This window comes from Micromonospora sp. SYSU B005 (assembly GCF_055362685.1).
The window spans coordinates 38493-59070 of sequence record NZ_JAXCFU010000019.1; the positions used below are offsets into that span (position 1 = coordinate 38493).

Below are 20578 nucleotides of genomic sequence, written 5' to 3' on the forward strand. Positions count from 1 at the left end.
GCCACGCCCGTCCGGCGTGAGACGCCACGCCCGTCCGGCGTGAGACGCCACGCCCGTCCGGCGTGAGACGCCGCGCCGGTACGGCGTGTACGGGACACGCCGATCGGGTACAGCGCGCCTCGCAGAAGAACGAGGGAGGTGCGGTGTGACCGCGGTCAAGGAAGCCGGGAGCCGGCCGCTCAGCCATTTCGCGGAGCGGAGCCTCGCGGGCCTGCTCGCCGTGGCCGGTGCGGGAGTCGGGTTCGGCGTGCTGCTCATGCTGGTCCGGTTCCGGTGGAGCCCGCTCTACCACGCCGACCACGAGACGGCCGAGTGGTTCAACAACCTGGTGGCCCCGCACGGCCCGCTGGTCACAGTGCTCCAGGCGATCACCGACCTGGGCGGCCGGCCGGTGCTGATCTGGCTGGTCAGCATCGCGGTGGTGGGCCTGCTGATCCGCCGCCAGTCCCGGCTGGCGGTCTACCTGATCGTCACCGGCGCCGGCGGGCTGATCCTCGACCCGTCGCTCAAGGCGCTGGTCGGGCGGCTGCGCCCGGTGGTGGACGTGCCGATCGCCAGCGCGCCGGGGAACAGCTTCCCCAGTGGTCACGCGCTCGGCTCGTTCGTCGCGTACGGGGCGCTGCTGCTGGTGTTCCTGCCGGCCATGTCGCCGCGCTGGCGCAAGCCCGCCATCGCCATCGCCGGCGTGCTGATCTTCCTGGTCGGGCTGACCCGGATCGCGCTGGGCGTGCACTTCGTGTCCGACGTGATCGGCGGCTGGCTGCTCGGCGCGGCCTGGCTGGGCGTCACCGCGTACGCCTTCCGGCTGTGGCGGCGCGAGCGCGGCCGGCCGGTGCCGCCGCTGCGTGAGGGCCTGGAGCCGGAGGCGGGCGAGGATCTGGCGCTCGCGCCGGACGAGGAGAAGGTGCTGGAGCACCCGCGCTCGGCGGTGGCCGAGCTGCTGGTCGGCTGGGTGATCGTATTCGGTGTGCTCTACGCGTTCGGCATGTTCGTCAGCTACCACGCCAAGGGCACGTTCTTCGACACGCTCGACACCGAGGTGCCGCGCTGGTTCGCCGAGCGGCACACCGACGCGCTCACGGAGCTGAGCTGGTGGTGGAGCAAGTTCGGCGACACCCACGCGATCCTGCTGGTGTCGCTGGTGTTCTGCCCGATCGTGCTGGCCGTGTGGCGGCGCTGGCGGCCGGTGCTGTACGTGGTGCTGGCGATGTTCGGTGAGCTGAGCCTGTTCCTGGCCAGCGCCCGCGTGGTGGACCGGCCCCGGCCGCCGGTGGAGAACCTGGACGGGCAGATGCCCACCTCGTCGTTCCCGTCCGGCCACATCGCGGCGACCATCTGCCTCTGGGTGGCCATGGCGGTCATCGTGTTCCCGCGTACCGACAGGTGGTGGCGGTGGCTGTTCGTGGGCATGGCCGTGCTGATGCCGGTCGGCGTGGCCACCTCCCGGATGTACCGGGGCATGCACCACCCGACCGACTTCATGGGCGCGATCCTGCTCGGCGCGCTCTGGCTGTCGCTGCTGTACTGGGTGATCAAGCCCAACGCCGACGTCCACGAGGGCAACCAGCCGGCGATCGAGTCCGAACAGGTCGACGAGCTGGACGACGAGCTGGCCAAGGCCGCGCGGCCGGACTGAGCCGATGCTGCGGGTGATGACCTGGAACATCCGGACCGGCGGGCGGGACGGCGGCGGCGCCGACCGCCGGGACCGGATCGTCTCGGTCGTCACCGCGCAGCGCCCCGACGTGCTGGCCCTGCAGGAGCTGCGCGGCATGGACGCCACGCTGGACGGCCTGGCCGACCGGCTCGGGATGGCGGCGTACCCGGCCCGGTCCTGCTTCGGTCAGCCGGTGGCGGTGCTGGTCCGCCCGCCGCTGCGGGTGCTGCGTGCCGGCCGGGTCCGCCGCCCGTTCCACCACGCCGCCGCCCGGGTGCAGGTCGCCACCGGCGCGGGACCGCTGACCGTGCTGAGCACGCACCTGTACCCCTACTCGGGTGGGCGGCGGCGGATGGAGGCGGACTGGCTGGCCGCCGCGCTGCGGCGTACCGGGGGAGAGCTGGCCCTGCTCGCCGGGGACCTGAACACGCTGGAGCCCGCCGTCGACCACACCGCCCGGCTGGCCGGGCTGGCCACGGCGTACCGGCGGCGGCACCTGCGCCGCGACGGCCGTACCGTGGACACCCGCGCGGTGGCCCGGCTGCTCGACGCCGGCCTGGTGGATCTGTGGCCGCGCTCCGGCGGCGACGAACCCGGCGGCCTGACCGTGCCGACCCGGCACGGCGGCGCCGAGTTCGCCGGGATGCGGCTGGACTACCTGCTCGCCACCCCGGCGCTGGCCGGCCGGGTACGCGCGGTGGGGGTGGTCCGCGACGGTGACGCGGACACGGCCTCGGACCACTATCCGGTGCTGGCCGACGTGGACGTCACGGCCGGCTGACCGACCCGGACGCCAGGTCGGCCACCACGAAGGCCGCGAAGATCAGAATGACCGCCTCGCTGACCAGCCAGGAGTGCCTGTCGGTCCAGGAGCGGAACACGGGCAGCAGCCGGTCCGCGCGCTCGCCGAACAGCAGCAGCGCCAGCAGCGGAAGCGCCAGCAGCAGCACGGTGAGCGCCGTGAACGGCAGCAGATGCCACCACGGACGGCCGTGCCCGGCCATGCTGCCCGCGACCGACGCCATGACCAGCTCGTCGCTCGGCACCGCGACGGCGAGCACCAGCCCCAGACCGAAGGCGTACGTGGCATCAACGGCCCGAGCACGCCGACCGCCACGCCGCCCAGGAAGGCCGCCGAGCTGCGGCGCGGGTGGTGTCCGCCGGCGAGGACGACGGCGCTGACGAGCTTCGACCCGGCGACCATCTCCAGCGCCAGCGGCAGCGCGGTCAGCAGGGGCATGCCCCATTCTGGTGCCGCCGCCGAGCGCGCCGGGCCGGGTTCTACAGGACCAGGTTGAGCAGCACGGTGAGCACCACCGAGGCGGCGATCGAGAAGAGGATCATCAGCAGGCAGCCGAGCCCGCCTCCGGCGGGACGGATCTCGGTGTTCCCGATACGCATGGCGTCAACTCCTCAGCGGTCACAGCTCGCGCAGCCGGGGCAGCAGCTCCTCCTGGGCCCAGTCGAGGAACATCGGCTGGGTGTCACCGCCCACCTGCACCAGCGCGACGTGGGTGAAGCCGGCGTCGACGAACTTCTTGAACGCCTCGACGTGCCGGTCGGTGTCCGGGCCGCAGGAGATGCCCTCGGCCACGTCGTCCTCGCGGACGAACTGGGTGGCCGCCTCGAACGACTCCGGGCCGGGCAGGTCGGCGTTGACCTTCCAGCCCAGGCCGAACCAGCGGAACTGGTCGTGCACGATCTTGCGGCACTCGTCCTCGTCCGGGCCGTAGCAGATGGCGACCTGCCCGTAGCGGGGGCGGCCCGCGCCGCCCGCCTCCTCGTACATGTCGATCAGGTGGGACAGCGGGTCGGTGGCGATCATGGCGTCGGCGTACTCGGCGGCCAGCGTGGCCGACTGCCGCCCGGACGCGGCCACCGCCATCGGCACCGGCCGCTCCGGCCGGTCCCAGAGGTACGCGTCGGGGACGTCGAAGTGGTTGCCGGAGAACGTCAGCGTCTCGCCGTTGAGGAGCGGCCGGATGATCTGCAGCGCTTCCTCGAACATCTCGTGCCGCTGCTGCACGTGCGGCCATCCGCCCACCACGTGCTCGTTGAGGTTCTCCCCGGCGCCGAGACCGAGCGTGAACCGCCCGTCCGAGAGCACCCCGATGGTGCTGGCCTTCTGCGCCACGACCGCCGGGTGGTACCGCCGGATCGGGCAGGTCACGAACGGCATCAGCTCGGCCCGGCTGGTGGCGTGGGCGACCGCGCCGAGCACCGACCAGGCGTACGGGGAGTGGCCCTGAGACTCCAGCCAGGGGTAGTAGTGGTCGGACATGACCAGATGGTCGAAGCCGGCGGCCTCGGCGTGTACGGCGTGGTCGACCAGTTCCTTCGGGCCGGCCTGCTCGCACATGAGGGTGTAACCGACGTTGACTATGGCACGTCTCCTTCCCGGGCGGATCGTCCCCGGATACCCCGCCCCGCGCGGGTCAACCCTGCTGTCCGCTTCGCCGCCCGCCTTCGGCCGGTTGTCTTAACCGGTTCAGTACGCGTCGCCGGTCAACCCCCGTCGTCTACCGGCGCGTTCCGCTTAACCGGTTGCCTAAAGCCTTCCATCGCCCTACGCTGATGCCTGCGTCCGTTCGGGAACCGGGCGGCGGCTACCGGGCTCAGTCGCCACCACCTCGTCACCGTCACCGCACCCCCGCTCGGGCACGGGGGAGACCTTCCCCTGAGGACAGCCATGAAGAAACTGCTCTCCGTCGCGGGCGCCGCCCTGCTGACGGCCCTCGCCGCCGTCTTCGCCCTCGGGCAGCCGGCCAACGCCGCCACCGGGTTCTCCGTCTCCAACGGGCGGCTCTACGACGCAGGCGGCGTCGAGTTCGTGATGCGCGGCGTCAACCACGCGCACACCTGGTACCCGCAGCAGACCAGCTCCTTCGCCAACATCAAGGCGCTCGGCGCGAACACCGTCCGGGTGGTGCTGTCCAGCGGCGACCGCTGGACGAAGAACAGCGCCGTCGACGTGGCGAACGTGATCTCACTGTGCAAGGCGAACCGGATGATCTGCGTGCTGGAGGTGCACGACACCACCGGGTACGGCGAGGACGGCGCCGCCACCACGCTGGCGAAGGCCACCGACTACTGGCTGAGCATCGCCGACGTGCTCAAGGGCCAGGAGAAGTACGTCATCGTCAACATCGGCAACGAGCCGTTCGGCAACCAGGGCTACAGCGCCTGGACCACCGACACCTCGAACGCGATCAAGCGGCTGCGCGCCGCCGGCCTCACCCACACGATCATGGTGGACGCGCCCAACTGGGGCCAGGACTGGTCGTTCACCATGCGCGACAACGCCGGCACCGTGTTCGCCGCCGACCCGCAGCGCAACACCGTCTTCTCCATCCACATGTACGGCGTGTTCGACACCGCCGCCGAGATCAGCGACTACCTCGGCCGGTTCCGGACCGCCGGGCTGCCCATCGTGGTCGGCGAGTTCGGCTTCAACCACTCCGACGGCAACCCCGACGAGGACGCCATCATGGCGTACGCCCAGGCCAACGGCATCGGCTACCTCGGCTGGTCGTGGAGCGGCAACGGCGGCGGCGTGGAGTACCTCGACATGACCACCGCGTTCAACCCGGCCCAGCTCACCAGCTGGGGTCAGCGGATCTTCAACGGCGCCAACGGCATCGCCGCCACGTCCCGCGAGGCGTCGGTGTACGCGAGCACCACCCCGACCGCCAGCCCGACGGTCAGTCCCACCGTGAGCCCGACGACCAGCCCGACCGTCAGCCCGACCCCGCCGCCGCCCACCACGCCCCCGCCGGCCGGTGGCTGCACCGCCACCTACACCGTCGCGAACTCGTGGCAGGGCGGCTTCCAGGGCGAGGTCAAGGTGACCGCCGGAGCCGCCGCGATCACCGGCTGGACGGTGCGCTGGACGTTCGCCAACGGCCAGTCCGTCACCCAGGCGTGGAACGCGAGCGTCAGCAACAGCGGGTCGGCGTACACCGCCCGCAACGTCGACTACAACGGCCGCCTCGGCGCCGGCGCGAGCACCACGTTCGGCTTCATCGGCAGCTGGACCGGCACCAACTCCACCCCCGCGACTACCTGCACCGCGAGCTGATCCACCGGGTGGCCGGGTCCCGTGCGGGCCCGGCCACCGCTCTCCGACATAGTGAGCAAGGAGTTTGCGCCGCGTCCGGACGCGGGTACAGACGCCACGCCCTTGATCGCGGGTCGAGGCGCGAGCGCGAGGGACCGGAGGCGACGTCATGAGCACGGGAACCAGGGGACGACCGTCGGGGCTGGTGATCGGCTCGCTCGTGGCCATCTCGTTCGGCACCGTGTTCGTGCTGGTCAACAGCGGCGGTCTGGACGCGCCCTGGCCGCTGGTGCTGCGCGTCGCCGGCCTGCTGGTGGCCGCGATGCTCCTGGTCACGCTGTTCCGGGTGGCCGGCCGGGAGACGCCCGCCCCGCAGCGGGAGGCCGCCGGGTTCATGGACCGCCGCTACTGGCTGGTGGTGGCGCTGGAGGCGGTCGCGCTCTTCGGCGGCCTGTTCGTGATCAACAACGTGCTGGACCGTCCCGCCGTCGGTGTCGCCTGGGTCGCGGTGGTCGTCGGCGTGCACTTCTTCGGCCTCGCCCACGTCTGGCGGATGCCGCTCTACCACTGGCTGGGCGCCGTGATGACAGCGCTCGGCCTGGCCGGGTTCCTCGCCCACGCGCTCGGCGCGGGCGCCGGCACCGTCGGCCTGATCTCCGGTGTGGGGTGCGGCGCGGCCCTGTTCGCCGCAGTGGCCCTCGCCCTGCGGGACACCGTCCGTCGCGCCGCCGCCTGAGGACGGCCGGACCGCTGATTGCCGCCGGGAGGAAGGCGGCCGGAACGTGGTGACTCAGGGTGTTGCGCTCTCCGCTTAGCGTGAGGGGAGTCGTACTCCCTGAAGGGCGGGGACATGTGGGAAACGATTCTGGGCTTCGTCAGTCTGATGCTGGTAGCGGTGTCGTTGTGCTTCTCCGCCGTGCAGACGCGGGAGGTGGCGAAACAGAGCCGCATCAACAACGGCATCGGCTCGGCCACCGCGCTGATGGAAGTGAACAACTTGTCTCGCGCCTGGCACGACCGCCTGTTGGAGAATCCGCCGCTTCGCGCATACTTCTTCGACCGGAAGCCCTCCGCGCCGACCGACACCGACCGGCCCGTCGTGATCACCCTCGCGGTGCTACTCGCGGACGTGCTGGAGTGCGAGCTGCAGGTGGCCGGGCTGCTGCCCGACTTCCGATTCGCCCACTCCTGGCACCGGTGGCCCGCGCACATGCTGGAGCAGAGCCCCGTCCTGGTCGAGGTGGTGGAGAGCCACCCCGACTGGTGGCCCACGCTCCACGAGCTGTGGCGCTCGACCGGCGAGTCCCGCCCGGCCGCCGTGCCCCATCCATTGGTCGGTGGGGCTGCGGCCACCTCGGCCCGCGTCCCGCGGCGGCGCCGGTGACCCCCTGAACGTCCGGGGCGCGTAGGCCTCCGCGGTTGAACGGGCCGGTCACCGCTGCCGACGTCTCTCAGCCAACGACGGCGACCTCCAGCAGCAACGCCTGCTCGGGGTGCAGGGCGGGGAGCTGAACGCCGACAGTGCCCAGCACCGAACCGCTTACCGTGATGCCGTCGCCCGGCCAGGCCAGCCAGCCCGGCGGGGACATCTCCAGCGCCGCGGGCTCCGGCACCCCGGCGGGCGGGCGGACCCGGTAGCGCCGCTGCGGGTCCAGCCCCGGCAGCCGTACCGCGCCCGGCACCTGCGCCGCGGAGGTGGCGAGCCGGCTGACCGCGTACACCGCATGGGAGCTGTCGTGGGCGACCACGCCGTGGGCCTGCACGGCCGGGTCCGGGTGGTCGGCCCGGACCACCCGGCCGGTGTGCAGCAGCGGGCGCAGCCGCTTGTGCAGCGCCACCCAGGCGGCGAGTTCGGCCCGCTCGCCGGCGTCGATCGCGCTGATGTCCCACTCGACGCCGTGGTGGCCGAACAGCGCGGTGACCGCCCGGAAGCTCAGGTCGTGTACGCGGTGCGTGGTGTGCGAGCGTTCCGGGCCGATGTGCGTGCCGATCAGTTCCGGCGGCAGCAGCAGGCCGGTCCAGCGCTGGATGGACAGCCGTTCCAGCGCGTCGTTGCAGTCGCTGGCCCAGACCCGGTCGGTGCGGCGCAGGATCTCCAGGTCGACCCGGGCACCACCGGAGGAGCAGCTCTCGATCTCGGCGTCCGGGTGCCGGGCACGCAGCTCGTCCAGCAGCCGGTAGACCGCGAGGGTCTGCGCGTGCACACCCGGCCGTCCGGCGTGCCCGGCCTCGGTGAGGTCGCGGTTGTGGTCCCACTTCAGGTACGCGAGGCCGTCGTGCCCGCTCAGCACCGCGTCGAGTCGTTCGAGCAGGTACGCGTACGCGTCCGGGTGGGCCAGGTCGAGCACCTGCTGGTGCCGCCACGGTGGCGGCAGCCGGCCCGGCGCCTGGAGCACCCAGTCCGGGTGGGCGCGGAACAGGTCGGAGTCGGGGTTGACCATCTCCGGTTCGACCCACAGCCCGAACTGCATGCCGTGCCCGCGAACGTGGTCGATCAGCGGCTGCAACCCGTCCGGCCAGACCTCGCCGTCGACCCACCAGTCGCCGAGCCCGGCCTGGTCGTGCCGCCGGCCGCGGAACCAGCCGTCGTCGAGCACGAAGCGTTCCACCCCGACCTCGGCGGCCCGGTCGGCCAGTGTCCGCAGCCGGTCCAGGTCGTGGTCGAAGTAGACCGCCTCCCACACGTTCAGCGTGACCGGCCGGGGCGTGCGCGGGTGCGACGTGCGTGCTCGCAGGTGCGTGTGCAGCGCGTCGCTGAGCCCGTCCAGCCCGTCGGCCGAGTGCGCCGCGTAGAGCAGGGGAGTGGCGTACTCCTCGCCCGGCCCCAGCACGATCTCGCCGGGTGCGAGCAGCTCACCGCCGCCGAGCGTGGACTCACCTGTCGGGCGGCGCTCGGCGGCGGTGACGTGGTCGCCGCTCCACGCGGTGTGCACCGCCCACACCTCGCCGTGCCGGAAGCCGAACCCGGCGGTGCCCGCGACCAGCAGCAGCGTGGCGTCGTGGCCGGTGCGGCCGTGCCGTCCCTCGCGTACCCACGCGCCCATCGGCCACGGGTGCCGCTGCGGCGCGCGCTCCCGGCACCAGCGGCCGGTCAGGTCGAGCAGCTCGGTGGCGACCGCCGGCACCGGCAGCACCGGCGTCAGCTCCCGGACCTCGTACCGGCCGTCGCCGTCGTTGCGCAGCCGGTGCCGCAGCGTCAGCACGCCCGCCGCGTCCAGCGTGATCTCGACGGTCAGGCTCAGCCCCGCGCCCGGGTCCGCCGCCCGCACCACCACCCGCCCGGAGGAAAGGAAGGGCCCCTTGTTAACGCCTGGTGCAGGTAAAGGGCCCCCTCCTAACACGCCGGGTCCGCTCGTGGCAACACCGTCGAGCGGCGGCGCCGGTGCCGCGGGCTCGTCGTGCACGTCGAGGCCGGTGAGGCGGAACGCGGTCGACCAGTCCCGGCCGTCGCGGTGACCGGCGAGACCGGGCCGCCCGCTCCACCCGGCGCTCGCCTCGGGCAGCAGCGACAGCACAGTGGGGGCGTCGAAGCTGCTCGGCACCACCGGCGGCACCGTGGCGTCGACGACTGCGGGCAGGTCCTCGTCGGGCAGCGGGCCGAGGTCGGTGCCCCAGTGCACGACCCGGGGCAGCCCCGGGCCGCGGGCGTCGAGCACCAGGCTGGTCCGCGCGCGGCGCAGGTGGACGATCGTCATCCCTTGGAGGCTCCCAGCGTCAGACCCCGGACGAACTGCTTCTGGAGCAGGAAGAAGATCACCAGGGTGGGGATCGCGACCAGCACCGAGCCGGCCGAGACCAGGTTGTTGTCGGTGAAGAACTCGCCGCGCAGGTTGTTCAGCGAGCTGGTGACCGGGAACTTGTCGCCGGTCCGCATGAGCACTGTGGCCCAGAAGAACTCGTTGTAGATCCAGGTGACCTCGAGCGTGGCGAGGGCGGCGAGCGCCGGGCGGCACAGCGGCAGCGTGACCTGCCAGTACTGCCGCCACACGTTCGCCCCGTCGACCATCGCGGCCTCGTACAGCTCGTGCGGCAGCGCCTTCATGTAGTTGCTGAGCACGAACACGCAGAAGCCGCACTGGAACGCGACGTTGACCAGGATCAGCCCCCAGTAGCTGTCGTACAGCAGCTCCGAGTCGCTCATCCAGGCCGGCAGCGGGATCTCGGTGAACATCCGGAACAGCGGGATGAGCAGCGCCTGCTGCGGCAGCAGGTTCGCCGCGGTGAACAGGCCGAGCAGCGCGATGTTGAGCTTCCAGCTGAACCGGGCGATCACGAACGCCACGCAGGAGGCGAGGAACAGCGTGAGCAGCACCGCCGGGACGGTGATGTACGCGGAGTTGAGGAAGTGCTTGCCGAACTCGGCGGTACGCCAGGCGGTGACGTAGTTGTCGACCGTCCAGCCGCCGAGCGACACGTAGCCGTTGTCGGCGGTGTACTCGTAGGAGCGGAACGAGGTGAGCACCGCCCAGAGGATGGGGAACAGCCAGCCCACGGCGACCGTACCCAGGAACAGGTGCAGGACGACCCGGGCGGGCCGCACGGGGCGGCGGCGGCCGGCGGAGACGGCGGTCATCGCTTGTCCTCCCGCATCACGGTCCAGAGGTAGATGGTGATGAAGACCAGCGAGACGGCCAGCATGATGGTCGCCAGCGCGGAGCCGAAGCCGATCCGGCTCGCCTCGCCCACCACGTTCTGGGTGACCAGCGCGGAGATCAGTTCCAGCCCGTTGCGGCCCTTGTTGATGACCCAGACCAGGTCGAACGCGCGCAGCGACTCGATCACCGTCACCACCAGCACGATGATGTTGATCGGGCGCAGCACCGGGAAGACGACCCGGAAGAACGTGCTGGTCTCCGAGGAGCCGTCGACCGCGGCGGCCTCCCGCAACGACGGGTCGACGCCCTTCAGGCCGGCCAGGTAGAGCAACATGATGTAGCCGACGTGCCGCCAGCCGGCCGCCACAAGCACGGCCCAGATGTTGACGTTCGGGTCGCCGTACCAGTCGGTCTCGCCGCCGAACACGCCGTTGAGCAGCCCCTGGTCGCGGCTGTAGATGAGCTGCCAGACGAAGCCGATGAGCGCCAGCGACAGCACCACCGGCAGGTAGAGCGCGGTCTGGTAGAAGCGACTGCCGCGAATCTCCTTGTCGAGCAGCACGGCGAGGAACATGCCGAACGGGGTGGCCACCACGAACAGCGCGGCCAGCCAGAGCAGGTTGTTCTGCACGGCGGGGACGAACGGCGGGTAGATGTTCACCACGTCGTCGTAGTTCTTGGCCCCGACCCACTCGATCTCGCTGATCGGGCCGATGCCGTCCCAGTTCGTGCCGGAGAGCAGCACCGTCGCCACCGCGGGCAGCCAGACCAGCCCGGTGACGAGCAACAGGGGTACCAGCACCATCAGCGTGATCACCACGCGGTCGGTGCGGGACAGGAGCCGTAGCCGGCGGCCGCGACCACCGTTGGTGGTGGTCGCGGCCGGCGGCGGCACGGCGCGATCCGCTTGGATCAGGGGCAGGTCGGACATGATGTCCTTCCCCCTTCCGCCGTCAGCTGGTGAAGATCGACTTCTTCTGGTTCTCGATGCTGGTGAGCAGCCCGCTGATGTCCTTCGGGTCCTTGATGAACTGCTGCAACGCCGGGATCATCACGGTGGAGGCGAAGTCCGGCCGGGTGTCGCGGTCGAGGAACTGGGCGATCTCGGTGGCGGAGCCGACCAGCTCGGCCGCCTTCTTCTGCAGCGCGGTGTAGGCGCCGGTGTCCGCGCCGCTGTTGGCCACGAGCGTGCTCGGGTCGTTCTTGACCGTGATGTCCGCCGCCTCCTTCGAGCCGAGGTACGTCAGCAGCTTCTGCGCCGCGTCCTTGGACTTCGGCTTGCGGGCCATCATGTAGCCGTCGATCGGGGCGTCCAGCGCCTTTGCGCCGATGGTCGAGTCGATCTCGGGGAACGTGAAGAAGTCCAGGTCCTCCAGGTCGGCGCCGCTGAACTGCTGGCCGACGAACAGGCCGAGCAGGTACATGCCGCTCTTCTTCTGCTGCAGCGACTGCGCGGCCTCCTGCCAGGTGCGGCCGAGCGAGTCCGGCTGGTGCAGGGGGAGCAGCCCGGCCCAGGTGTCGAAGACCTTCTTCACCTTGTCGGAGGTCCACGCCTCCTTGCCGGCCATCAGGTCGATGTGGAACTGGTAGCCGTTGATCCGCAGGTTGAGGATGTCGAACGTGCCCATTGCGGGCCAGCCGTCCTTGTCCGCGAACGCGATCGGGTTCAGGCCGTCCTTCTTCATCTGCGCGCCGAGCGTGTTGAGGTCGTCCAGCGTCTTCGGCACCTCGTAGCCGCGCTGCTGCCACACCGACTTGCGGTAGAAGACGGCCCACGGGTAGTACGACGCCGGTACGAAGTACTGCTTGCCGTCGTCGCCTGTGGACGCCTTCTTGAACGCGTCGGAGTAGCCGTCGAGCTTGCCCCACACGTCGCTGAGGTCACCGGCCAGGCCCTTGGCGGCGAAGAAGCGCATCCGGTAGCCGGCGAACCAGGTGAACACGTCGTCCGGCTTGCCCTGCAGGTAGTTGTTGATGTTCTCCTGGAACGTGTTGTGGTCGACCGTGTTGATGTCGACGGTCACGCCGGAGGACGTCTTGAAGCCGTCCATCACCTTGGCGACGACGTCCTTGGGCTTCGGGTCCGACTGGTTCGAGCCGAGCGAGACGCTCTTGGCGTCGCCACCGGACCCGGAGTCGGAGTCGCCGCAGCCGGCGAGCAGCCCGGTGCCGAGCAGCGCCCCCGCGCCGGCCGCGCCGGCGAGCAGCGAGCGCCGGTTCAGGCCGGCGACGGACGGGGGTACGAGCCGGGCGAGGTATTCGGCTTGCGAGCGGGGACGGGACATGGTGCCTCCTGCGTGGAAGAGGTGCGCTGCGCTCATGGACCGTGATCGTTGGCGGTGAGCGGTGTTCGTGTCGGCCGTGGCAGATCCACCGAGAATCCACACGTCCGAACACAAACAGCCGGTGGCGCTTGAAGCTACCCCTTGGCGCGGCGCTGTCAAGAGGGCAAAAAGACGACGCTGTCAGCGGCAGGACAGGGCAAAGAGCCGGTAAACGTTGGAACTTCAGTCGATGTTGGAAAGTGTTGACTTGGGGTGCTGTTCGGGGGCAACCTCTGCTGTCATGCGGAACTGGCACGGCGAGGGCATCTGGTACGGCGCCGACTACAACCCGGAGCAGTGGCCCGAGCAGACGTGGGCCGAGGACGTCGACCTCATGCGACGCGCCGGGGTCAACCTGGTCTCGGTCGGCATCTTCTCCTGGGCCCTGATCGAACCCACCCCGGGGCGGTACGTCTTCGACTGGCTGGACCGGGCGATCGACCTGCTGCACGACGGCGGCATCAGCGTCGACCTGGCCACCGCCACCGCCAGCCCACCACCGTGGCTGGCACACCGGCACCCGGAGACGCTGCCCCGCCGGGCCGACGGCACGGTGCTCTGGCCCGGCGGCCGGCAGGCGTACTGCCCCAGCTCGCCGGTGTTCCGGGACCACTCGCTCGCCCTGGTCGAGGCCGTCGCCCGCCGGTACGCGCGCCACCCCGCCGTCGTGCTCTGGCACGTCTCCAACGAACTCGGCTGCCACAACGTGCACTGCTACTGCGACGTCAGCGCCGAGGCGTTCCGCGGCTGGTTGCGCGAGCGCTACGGCGACCTGGACTCGCTCAACGCGGCCTGGGGCACCGCGTTCTGGAGCCAGCGCTACCACGACTGGGCCGAGGTCAACCCGCCGCGCACCGCCCCGACGTTCGCCAACCCGACCCAGCAACTGGACTTCCTGAGGTTCTCCTCCGACGAGCAGCGCGCGCAGCTGCGCGCCGAACGGGAGCTGCTGAACCGGCTCGTCCCGCAGCCGGTCACCACGAACTTCATGATCGGCACCGGCATCAAGTACCTGGACTACCACTCCTGGGCCTCCGACGTGGACGTGGTCGCCAACGACCACTACCTCACCGCCGCCGACCCGCAGCCGCAGGTCAACCTGGCCCTCGCGGCCGACCACACCCGGGGCGTCGCCGGTGGCGCGCCGTGGCTGCTGATGGAGCACTCCACCAGCGCGGTCAACTGGCAGCCCCGCAACGTGGCCAAGACGCCCGGCCAGATGCGCCGCAACAGCCTCGCCCACGTCGCGCGCGGCGCCGACGGCGTGCTGTTCTTCCAGTGGCGGGCCTCCCGGGCCGGCGCGGAGAAGTTCCACTCCGCGCTGGTGCCGCACGCCGGGCCGGACACCAAGGTGTTCCGCGAGGTCTGCCGGCTCGGCGCCGACCTGCGCGCGCTCGCCGAGGTACGGGGCAGCCGCGTCGACGCCGACGTGGCGATCCTGTTCGACTACGAGGCCTGGTGGGGCGCCGAACTCGACTCCCACCCCAGCGTCGACGTCACGTACACCGACCGGTTGGCCGCGCTGCACGCCGCGCTCTGGCGGGCCGGGGTCACCGCCGACGTGGTGCACCCGTCGGCCGACCTGTCGCGCTACCGGCTCGTCGTGGTGCCCACGCTCTACCTCGTCCGCGACGCCGACGCCGACGCGCTGCGCCGGTTCGTGGAAGCCGGCGGCACGGCTGTGGTCACCTACTTCAGCGGCATCGTCGACGAGCACGACCACATCCGGCTCGGCGGCTACCCCGGCGCGTTCCGCGACCTGCTCGGCGTACGCGTCGAGGAGTTCTTCCCGCTGCGGGCCGGCGAGACGGTACGCCTCGACGACGGCGCCCGCGCCGACGTGTGGACCGAGTGGCTGCACGCCGAGGGCGCGGACGTGCTGGCCGCGTACACCGACGGGCCGCTGCCCGGCGTGCCGGCGCTGACCCGCAACGCCGTCGGCGCGGGCGCCGCCTGGTACGTCGGCACCCGGCTCGACGACGAGGCCACCGACCGGCTGGTGGCCCGGCTGCTCGACGAGACGGGTGTCCGTCCGCCGGTGGGCGCGCCGCCCGGAGTGGAGGTGGTCCGCCGTCGCTCGGCGGACCGGAGCTGGCTGTTCGTGGTCAACCACACCACCGGGCCGGCCCGGCTGGCGGTCACCGGCACCGAGCTGCTCGGCGGCGTCCGGTGCGACGGCGATCTGGAGGTGCCGGCGGGTGAGGTGGCGGTGGTCCGCGAGGAGCCCGCGCCGGTGCCCGCGACCGCCTGACCGGTACGTGGCCGTTCGCGCCGAGGAGGTCCCCCATGCTCGCCCAGCAACGGCAGAGCGCCATCCTGGAGTTGATCCGCCAGAGCGGCGGCGTCCGGGTCAGTCACCTGGTCAGCCGCTTCGGTGTGTCCGACATGACGATCCGCCGCGACCTGGAGGTGCTGGCCGACCGCGGCCTGATCGACAAGGTGCACGGCGGCGCCACGCTGGCCGGACCGGGCTCCACCGAGGAGCCCGGCTTCGCCGCCAAGTCGGTACGCCAGCAGGCCGAGAAACGCGCCATCGTGGAGCGGGCCGCCGGCCTGGTCGAGCCCGGGATGGCGGTGGCGCTGTCCGCCGGCACCACCACCGCCGCGCTGGCCGCCCGGCTGGCCGAGGTACGCGGGCTGACTGTGGTCACCAACTCGATTCCGGTGGCCGACGCGCTCTACCAGAATCCCCGCGCCGACCAGACGGTGGTGCTGACCGGTGGCATCCGTACCCCGTCGGACGCGCTGACCGGCCCGGTCGCCGAGGCGGCCATCGCCGCCCTCAACGTCGACCTGCTGTTCCTGGGCGTGCACGGGATGAGCCCGCGTACCGGGTTCACCACGCCGAACCTGCTGGAGGCGGCGGTGAACCGGCGGCTGATCGGGTCCGCGCGCCGGCTGGTGGTGCTCGCCGACCACACCAAGTGGGAGACCATCGGCATCGCCACCATCGCGCCGCTGGAGGAGGCGGACGTGCTGATCACCGACGGCGGCCTGCCGCCGGAGGCCCGCCGGCAGCTCGGCGAGCAGGTCGGCGAGCTGGTGGTGGTACGCGCCGACTGAGGCCACGGCGCGCCTCACAGCCACTTCTCAGCCCCGCCGTTTAGGGTGCCCTGACGAAGCGTCCGACGGTCCATGTCGGAGTGCCGTTCAGCGGGAGTGACCGATGGTCTTCAAGAAGATGTTGAGCGCGTTCGGCGTGGGTGGCCCGAGCGTCGACACGGTGCTCACCAACCCGAACACCCGGCCCGGGCTGACCCTGGACGGTCACGTCAACCTGGTCGGCGGCGACAGCCCGGCGCGGATCGAGCAGATCAACCTCGGCCTGGTCACCCGCGTCGAGATCGAGAGCGGCGACCACGAGTACGCGGGCGTGATGGAGTTCCACCGGATGCCGGTCAGCGGCGCGTTCGAGCTGGCGCCGAAGCAGCAGCTCTCCATCCCGTTCCAGATGCCGGTGCCGTGGGAGACCCCGATCACCGACGTGTACGGCCAGCGCCTGCACGGCATGACGATGGGCCTGCGTACCGAGCTGGCGGTGGCCCGCGCCGTCGACAAGTCCGACCTGGACCAGGTGTCGGTGCACCCGCTGCCGATCCACGAGCGGATCCTGGAGGCGTTCCAGGCGCTCGGCTTCCGGTTCAAGCACGCCGACCTGGAGCGCGGCCACATCTACGGCGTGCCGCAGACGCTGCCGTTCTACCAGGAGATCGAGTTCTTCGCCGCGCCGCAGTACGCGCAGACGGTCACCGAGGTCGAGCTGACGTTCGTGACCAGCCAGCAGGGCGTCGAGGTGATCCTGGAGTGCGACAAGCGCGGCGGCTTCCTCAGCCCCGGGCACGACGTCATCGGCCGCTACTCGGTCCCGCACAGCGACGCCACCCGTACCGACTGGGTGCAGGTCGTCGACGGCTGGCTGCGGGAGACCACCGGCCGCTACGGCAGCATGCGGGCCCAGGGCTTCGGCATGCCGCACGGCGGCCACGGCTACCCGGGTCACCACGGCTACGCCGGCCACGGGCGGCGCGGCCCGGGCATGGGCGGCGTGGTCGCGGGCGCCGCGCTGGGTGTCGCCGGCGGCATGATCGCCGGGGAGATGCTCGACGACGCGTTCGACGGCGGCGACGACTTCGGGGACTTCGGCGAGGAGTGAGCAGACGCGACGACGCCCCCGGGACGGATCCCGGGGGCGTCGCCGTTCGCGCGGCGTGCGGTCAACGTCCGCGGCGCTCCTTGCCGGAGCGGCGCGCGCTGCCCGCCTTCGACAGGCCACGGCTGACCAGGTACGCGCCGGTCAGCGCGGTCAGGTACCACCACGCCTGGTTCGGGTTGTTGATGTTCAGGCCGTTGGTGGCGGCGCCTCGCCAGAACGCGGCGATCACGACGACCGCGACCGCTGCGGCGTACACCCAGAACTCGGTGGTCAGGAACGCCTGCTTCGTCTCCGTACCCGGGGACGGCATGTTCTCCCGGTGACCGTCGTGCATCGACGGCATGTGCCGGGTCGACGTGTCCTGCATGCTCGACCGGTTCTGGACGTCGGACATCGGCCGGTTCATCGGCCTGGTGGATGCAGCCTGCGTGCTCATCTGGTCCTCCTCAGGATTTGATGAGTCGTTAACCTGCACACCCTCGCCCCGCTACCGCAGGTCGGCCACGGCGCGGTTCGCGCTCTGTGGCGGGGGCACCCTGGGTCTACCCGGGCCCGGAGACAAGGTAACCGCCGGTCATCGTCGAATGGCCCCGCGCTCGGCTCACGGCCGGAACCGGACATCCGGGCGCACACCGGGCCTCCCACCGCCGGTTCCGGTTTCAGCCACCCGCCCTCGGGCACGCACCACCGATACCCCGAGAGAGCTGCGAGGTGGTTGACGTGCGTGAGGACGACATGCGGCAGGACGCAGCCCGGCGGGCCGAGCAGCGGGTCGCCGGAGGCGTGTACGGCGAGGGCGCGCTGGACGAGGTCACGGTGCCGCAGACCGACGTCGAGCGGATGCGGCAGGAACTCGACCCGGACGACCCGGCGGACGTACCCGTCGACCCGACGGTGCTGCGCGACGGCGGACCGACCCGGGGTCAGGGCGCGGTGACCACGACCGGCGGTACCGCGGGTCCGGCGAGTGTGCGCCGGGTGGCCCGCCAGCCCGAGAAGCACCCGGGCAAGGTGGCCCCGACGACGACCGGCGACGCGAGTACGGGTGGCCTGAGCACCCCGGCCGGCGGTTCCACGAGCGACAACTCGGCCACCGGTGCCCAGGTGGGCAACTTCACCGACAACCGCCCCAACCCGGGCTGACCGAGGCAGCACGGCAAGGGCGGGACGGCCTCCGGCCGCCCCGCCCTTGCGCACCCGCCACTTCGCCGAAGTGGCGCAGTCAGGGCGGCCATGATGTAGCCGTTTCCCCGATCTGGCGAACGGGCCGCCACTCCGGCGAACTGGTGCGAACAGGCCGCCCGGACACGTCCCCGCCGCCCCGCAAAGCCGGCACCCGTCGATCTTGCACTTCCGCCCCCAAGATTGTCCGTTTGATGGAGTTTTCCGGGGCCGCAACTCCATGATCGCGGAGCGAGGGCGAGGGGGCACGGGCGGGCGGGACAGGGGGAGTCAGGGGGTGCGGAGGATGCCCAGGCGCTGGGTGGCTCTCGTGAGGGCCACGTAGAGGTCGCTGTGGCCCCTGGGGGACTCGGAGACGATGCGGGCCGGGTCGACCACCAGCACCGAGTCGAACTCCAGGCCCTTTGCCTGCTCGGTGGTCAGCACCACGATCCGGTTCGCCAGCTCAGGCTGCTCGCCGACGGTCGCCTCCGGCAGTGCCGTCACCACCGCGCCGCCCAGCTCGTCCACCCGGCCGGTCGGCACCAGCACGCCGAGTCGCCCGTCGCCGAGCGACGCGGCCTCCCGGGCCGTGGCCTCGACCAGCTCCGCCACGAGCCGGTCCGCCGGCACGGTCCGGTCCCACGGCGGTACGCCGGTGGCGCGTACCGAGCGGGGTGGCCGCAGCGCCGGGTCGATCTCGGCGAGCACGTCGGCGGCGACCGCCATGATCTCGGCCGGGGTGCGGTAGCTGACGGTCAGCTCCTCCAGCCGCCACCGGTCCGCCACGTACGGCGCCAGCGCCTCTCCCCACGACGGCGTGCCGGCGAGCGCGCCGGTCTGCGCCACGTCGCCGACGATCGTCATGGACCGGCTCGGGCAGCGGCGCATCAGCAGCCGCCACGCCATCGGTGAGAGCTCCTGCGCCTCGTCCACGATCACGTGCCCGAACGCCCACGTACGGTCGGCGGCGGCGCGCTGGGCGGTGGTGAGCCGGTCGGACTCCTCCTGCCGCTCGGAGAGCCGGTCGGCGTCGATCAGGTCGGTGACGCCGAGGATCTCACCACCGTCGGCCTCGTCCTCGACGTCGATGGAGCGGGAGCCGCGCCAGATCTCCAGCACACCCTCGGCGTACTCGCGTTCCAGCGCCCGGATCCGCTCCCGGCGGGCCACGGCGGCGCGCTCGTCCTCGCCGAGCAGTTCGGCGGCCTCGTCCAGCAGCGGCACGTCGGCGGGCGTCCAGCCGCCGGGCTCGCGGTGCAGCGCGGCCCGCTCGGCGTCGGTGAGCATGGGCGCGGCGGTGGCGATCCGCTCCGGCGAGGCGTACAGGTCGGCGAGCAGGCGTTGCGGGGTCAGCACCGGCCACAGCTCGTCCAGCGCGGCGCGGACCTCCGGCTCCTCGCGCAGCTCGCGGCGGATCTCGGCGCGGTCGGCCTCGGAGAGCAGGTTCTCCCCGCCGAGCGGGTCGGCGCCGATCCGCTCGGCCACCTGGTCGGCGAGCGCGTGCACGATCTCCACGTCGAACAGGGCGCGGGCCAGGTTGTGCGGGCGGCCGGTGCGGCGTGCCCGGTCGCGGGCCTGCCGCACGGTCTCCGGGTCGAGCGTCAGCACCTCCCGCTGCGGCAGTTCGATGGTGACCGGCTCGTCGGGCACCCACTGCCGGTCGCGGACGGCGGCGGCGAGCACGTCGGCCAGCACGGCGCGGCCCTTGAGCGCGGCGGTGGTGGCCGGCTCGGCGCGGCGCGCGTGTACGCCGGGGAACAGGTCGGCCTGGGTACGCAGCAGCACGCCGGTCTCGGCCAGCGTGGGCAGCACCTGGGAGATGTAGCGCAGGAACGTGGCGTTCGGGCCGACCAGCAGCACGCCGCGGGTGGAGAGCTGCTGGCGGTGGGTGTAGAGCAGGTACGCGGCCCGGTGCAGCGCCACGGCCGTCTTGCCGGTGCCGGGGCCGCCCTGCACCACCATCACGCCGGGCAGGTCGGCGCGGATGATCCGGTCCTGCTCGGCCTGGATGGTCTCGACGATGTCGCGCATCCGGCCGGTGCGTCCGGCGTTGAGCGCGGCGAGCAGCGACGCCTCGCCGGTCAGTTCCTCGTGCGCGGTGGGGGAGGCGGCGGCGATGTCCAGCACCTCGTCGTTGAGTCCGGTCACCTTGCGGTCGCGCGTGCGCAGGTGGCGCCGGCGGCGTACGCCCTGCGGGTTGGCGGCGGTGGCCAGGTAGAACGGGCGGGCGGCCGGGGCGCGCCAGTCCATCAGCAGTGGGTCGTAGTCGCCGGAGGAGTCGAAGATCCCGATCCGGCCGATGTAGCGGACCGCGTCGTCGTCGCCGTCGAGGCGGCCGAAGCACAGGCCGCTCTCCACCGCGGAGAACTGCTCGACCTGGTCGGCGTACATCGCCACTGTCGAGTCGCGCTGCGAGCGGGCCTGCTGCGTGCCACCGGTGTGGCGCAACTCCTCGTCGAGCCGCCGGGCGGCCTGTTCCCGCATGCCGTCCAGCCGGTCGTACAGCATCGAGACGTATTCCTGTTCCCGGCCGATCTCGTCGTCCTGGCGCAGGTCAGCCGACACGTCGGAGTGCGTTGACAATCCGGCTCCTCATTGACTAAAATTGCCGCAGGAATGGCATTCAGA

The 20578-nt window shown here is 71.7% G+C and carries 17 protein-coding genes; 9 read left to right on the forward strand and 8 right to left on the reverse strand.

Annotated elements, in window-relative coordinates; translation table 11 throughout:
• Positions 1 to 145: 145 nt before the first annotated feature.
• Both SM452_RS27915 and SM452_RS27920 read left to right on the forward strand, forming a co-directional pair.
• Complete coding sequence (locus tag SM452_RS27915; RefSeq protein WP_355513189.1) at positions 146 to 1636, forward strand: phosphatase PAP2 family protein; 1491 nt, start codon at positions 146 to 148, stop codon at positions 1634 to 1636.
• 4 nt (positions 1637 to 1640) lie between these two features.
• The gene (locus SM452_RS27920; protein ID WP_463841021.1) at positions 1641 to 2438 is read left to right on the forward strand and encodes an endonuclease/exonuclease/phosphatase family protein; all 798 of its coding nucleotides are present in this window, start codon (positions 1641 to 1643) and stop codon (positions 2436 to 2438) included.
• Here SM452_RS27920 and SM452_RS27925 read toward each other — a convergent pair.
• Together SM452_RS27925 and SM452_RS27930 are read right to left on the reverse strand one after the other, a co-directional pair.
• Positions 2425 to 2718 carry a GAP family protein gene (locus SM452_RS27925; RefSeq protein WP_355513193.1) on the reverse strand — a complete coding sequence of 98 codons (294 nt, stop codon included), beginning with the start codon at positions 2716 to 2718 and terminating at the stop codon, positions 2425 to 2427. The two genes, SM452_RS27920 and SM452_RS27925, sit on opposite strands and share 14 nt — an antisense overlap.
• 359 nt (positions 2719 to 3077) lie before the next feature.
• Positions 3078 to 4040, reverse strand: coding sequence for a TIGR03557 family F420-dependent LLM class oxidoreductase (locus SM452_RS27930; protein ID WP_463841036.1), 963 nt, complete (start codon positions 4038 to 4040; stop codon positions 3078 to 3080).
• Between the two features lie 306 nt (positions 4041 to 4346).
• Between SM452_RS27930 and SM452_RS27935 the strand changes: the two genes are divergently transcribed.
• The 3 genes from SM452_RS27935 (at position 4347) to SM452_RS27945 (ending at position 7098) form a co-directional block, all read left to right on the forward strand.
• A complete protein-coding gene (locus SM452_RS27935; protein ID WP_355513198.1) occupies positions 4347 to 5735 on the forward strand; it encodes a cellulase family glycosylhydrolase in 1389 nt (462 codons plus the stop codon).
• Positions 5736 to 5883: 148 nt separating this feature from the next.
• The gene (locus SM452_RS27940; protein WP_355513201.1) at positions 5884 to 6450 is read left to right on the forward strand and encodes a hypothetical protein; all 567 of its coding nucleotides are present in this window, start codon (positions 5884 to 5886) and stop codon (positions 6448 to 6450) included.
• Positions 6451 to 6564: 114 nt separating this feature from the next.
• Entirely contained in the window at positions 6565 to 7098 is a 534-nt protein-coding gene (locus SM452_RS27945) for a hypothetical protein (protein ID WP_463841022.1), read from the forward strand.
• Positions 7099 to 7165: 67 nt separating this feature from the next.
• On the opposite strand, the gene SM452_RS27950 is transcribed toward SM452_RS27945, so the two are convergent.
• The 4 genes from SM452_RS27950 to SM452_RS27965 are packed head-to-tail and all read right to left on the reverse strand — an operon-like array spanning position 7166 to position 12630.
• Positions 7166 to 9409, reverse strand: a complete 2244-nt coding sequence (locus SM452_RS27950; RefSeq protein ID WP_463841023.1) for an alpha-galactosidase — start codon at positions 9407 to 9409, stop codon at positions 7166 to 7168.
• Positions 9406 to 10287 (reverse strand): carbohydrate ABC transporter permease, encoded by an 882-nt coding sequence (locus tag SM452_RS27955; protein WP_355513212.1) that lies wholly within the window; start codon positions 10285 to 10287, stop codon positions 9406 to 9408. The genes SM452_RS27950 and SM452_RS27955 overlap by 4 nt, the downstream gene beginning before the upstream one ends.
• Positions 10284 to 11240: a carbohydrate ABC transporter permease gene (locus SM452_RS27960; RefSeq protein ID WP_463841024.1), complete on the reverse strand. Its 957-nt coding sequence runs from the start codon at positions 11238 to 11240 to the stop codon at positions 10284 to 10286. The genes SM452_RS27955 and SM452_RS27960 overlap by 4 nt, the downstream gene beginning before the upstream one ends.
• Before the next feature lie 22 nt (positions 11241 to 11262).
• The gene (locus SM452_RS27965) at positions 11263 to 12630 is read right to left on the reverse strand and encodes an ABC transporter substrate-binding protein (protein WP_463841025.1); all 1368 of its coding nucleotides are present in this window, start codon (positions 12628 to 12630) and stop codon (positions 11263 to 11265) included.
• Positions 12631 to 12874: 244 nt separating this feature from the next.
• Here SM452_RS27965 and SM452_RS27970 point away from each other — a divergent pair, with 244 nt between their 5' ends.
• The 3 genes from SM452_RS27970 (at position 12875) to SM452_RS27980 (ending at position 16786) form a co-directional block, all read left to right on the forward strand.
• Positions 12875 to 14884, forward strand: a complete 2010-nt coding sequence (locus tag SM452_RS27970) for a beta-galactosidase (RefSeq protein WP_463841026.1) — start codon at positions 12875 to 12877, stop codon at positions 14882 to 14884.
• Between the two features lie 35 nt (positions 14885 to 14919).
• The gene (locus SM452_RS27975) at positions 14920 to 15696 is read left to right on the forward strand and encodes a DeoR/GlpR family DNA-binding transcription regulator (RefSeq protein ID WP_194802589.1); all 777 of its coding nucleotides are present in this window, start codon (positions 14920 to 14922) and stop codon (positions 15694 to 15696) included.
• A 103-nt stretch (positions 15697 to 15799) separates the two neighbouring features.
• Positions 15800 to 16786 carry a sporulation protein gene (locus SM452_RS27980; RefSeq protein ID WP_463841027.1) on the forward strand — a complete coding sequence of 329 codons (987 nt, stop codon included), beginning with the start codon at positions 15800 to 15802 and terminating at the stop codon, positions 16784 to 16786.
• Positions 16787 to 16847: 61 nt separating this feature from the next.
• Here SM452_RS27980 and SM452_RS27985 read toward each other — a convergent pair whose 3' ends face one another.
• Positions 16848 to 17222 carry a hypothetical protein gene (locus SM452_RS27985; protein WP_036343163.1) on the reverse strand — a complete coding sequence of 125 codons (375 nt, stop codon included), beginning with the start codon at positions 17220 to 17222 and terminating at the stop codon, positions 16848 to 16850.
• A gap of 284 nt (positions 17223 to 17506) precedes the next feature.
• On the opposite strand from SM452_RS27985, the gene SM452_RS27990 reads away from it, so the two are divergent.
• Positions 17507 to 17929 (forward strand): hypothetical protein, encoded by a 423-nt coding sequence (locus SM452_RS27990; RefSeq protein ID WP_262012025.1) that lies wholly within the window; start codon positions 17507 to 17509, stop codon positions 17927 to 17929.
• A 309-nt stretch (positions 17930 to 18238) separates the two neighbouring features.
• Here the strand turns inward: SM452_RS27990 and SM452_RS27995 are convergent, their stop codons facing one another.
• Entirely contained in the window at positions 18239 to 20458 is a 2220-nt protein-coding gene (locus SM452_RS27995; protein WP_463841037.1) for a HelD family protein, read from the reverse strand.
• Positions 20459 to 20578 lie beyond the last annotated feature (120 nt).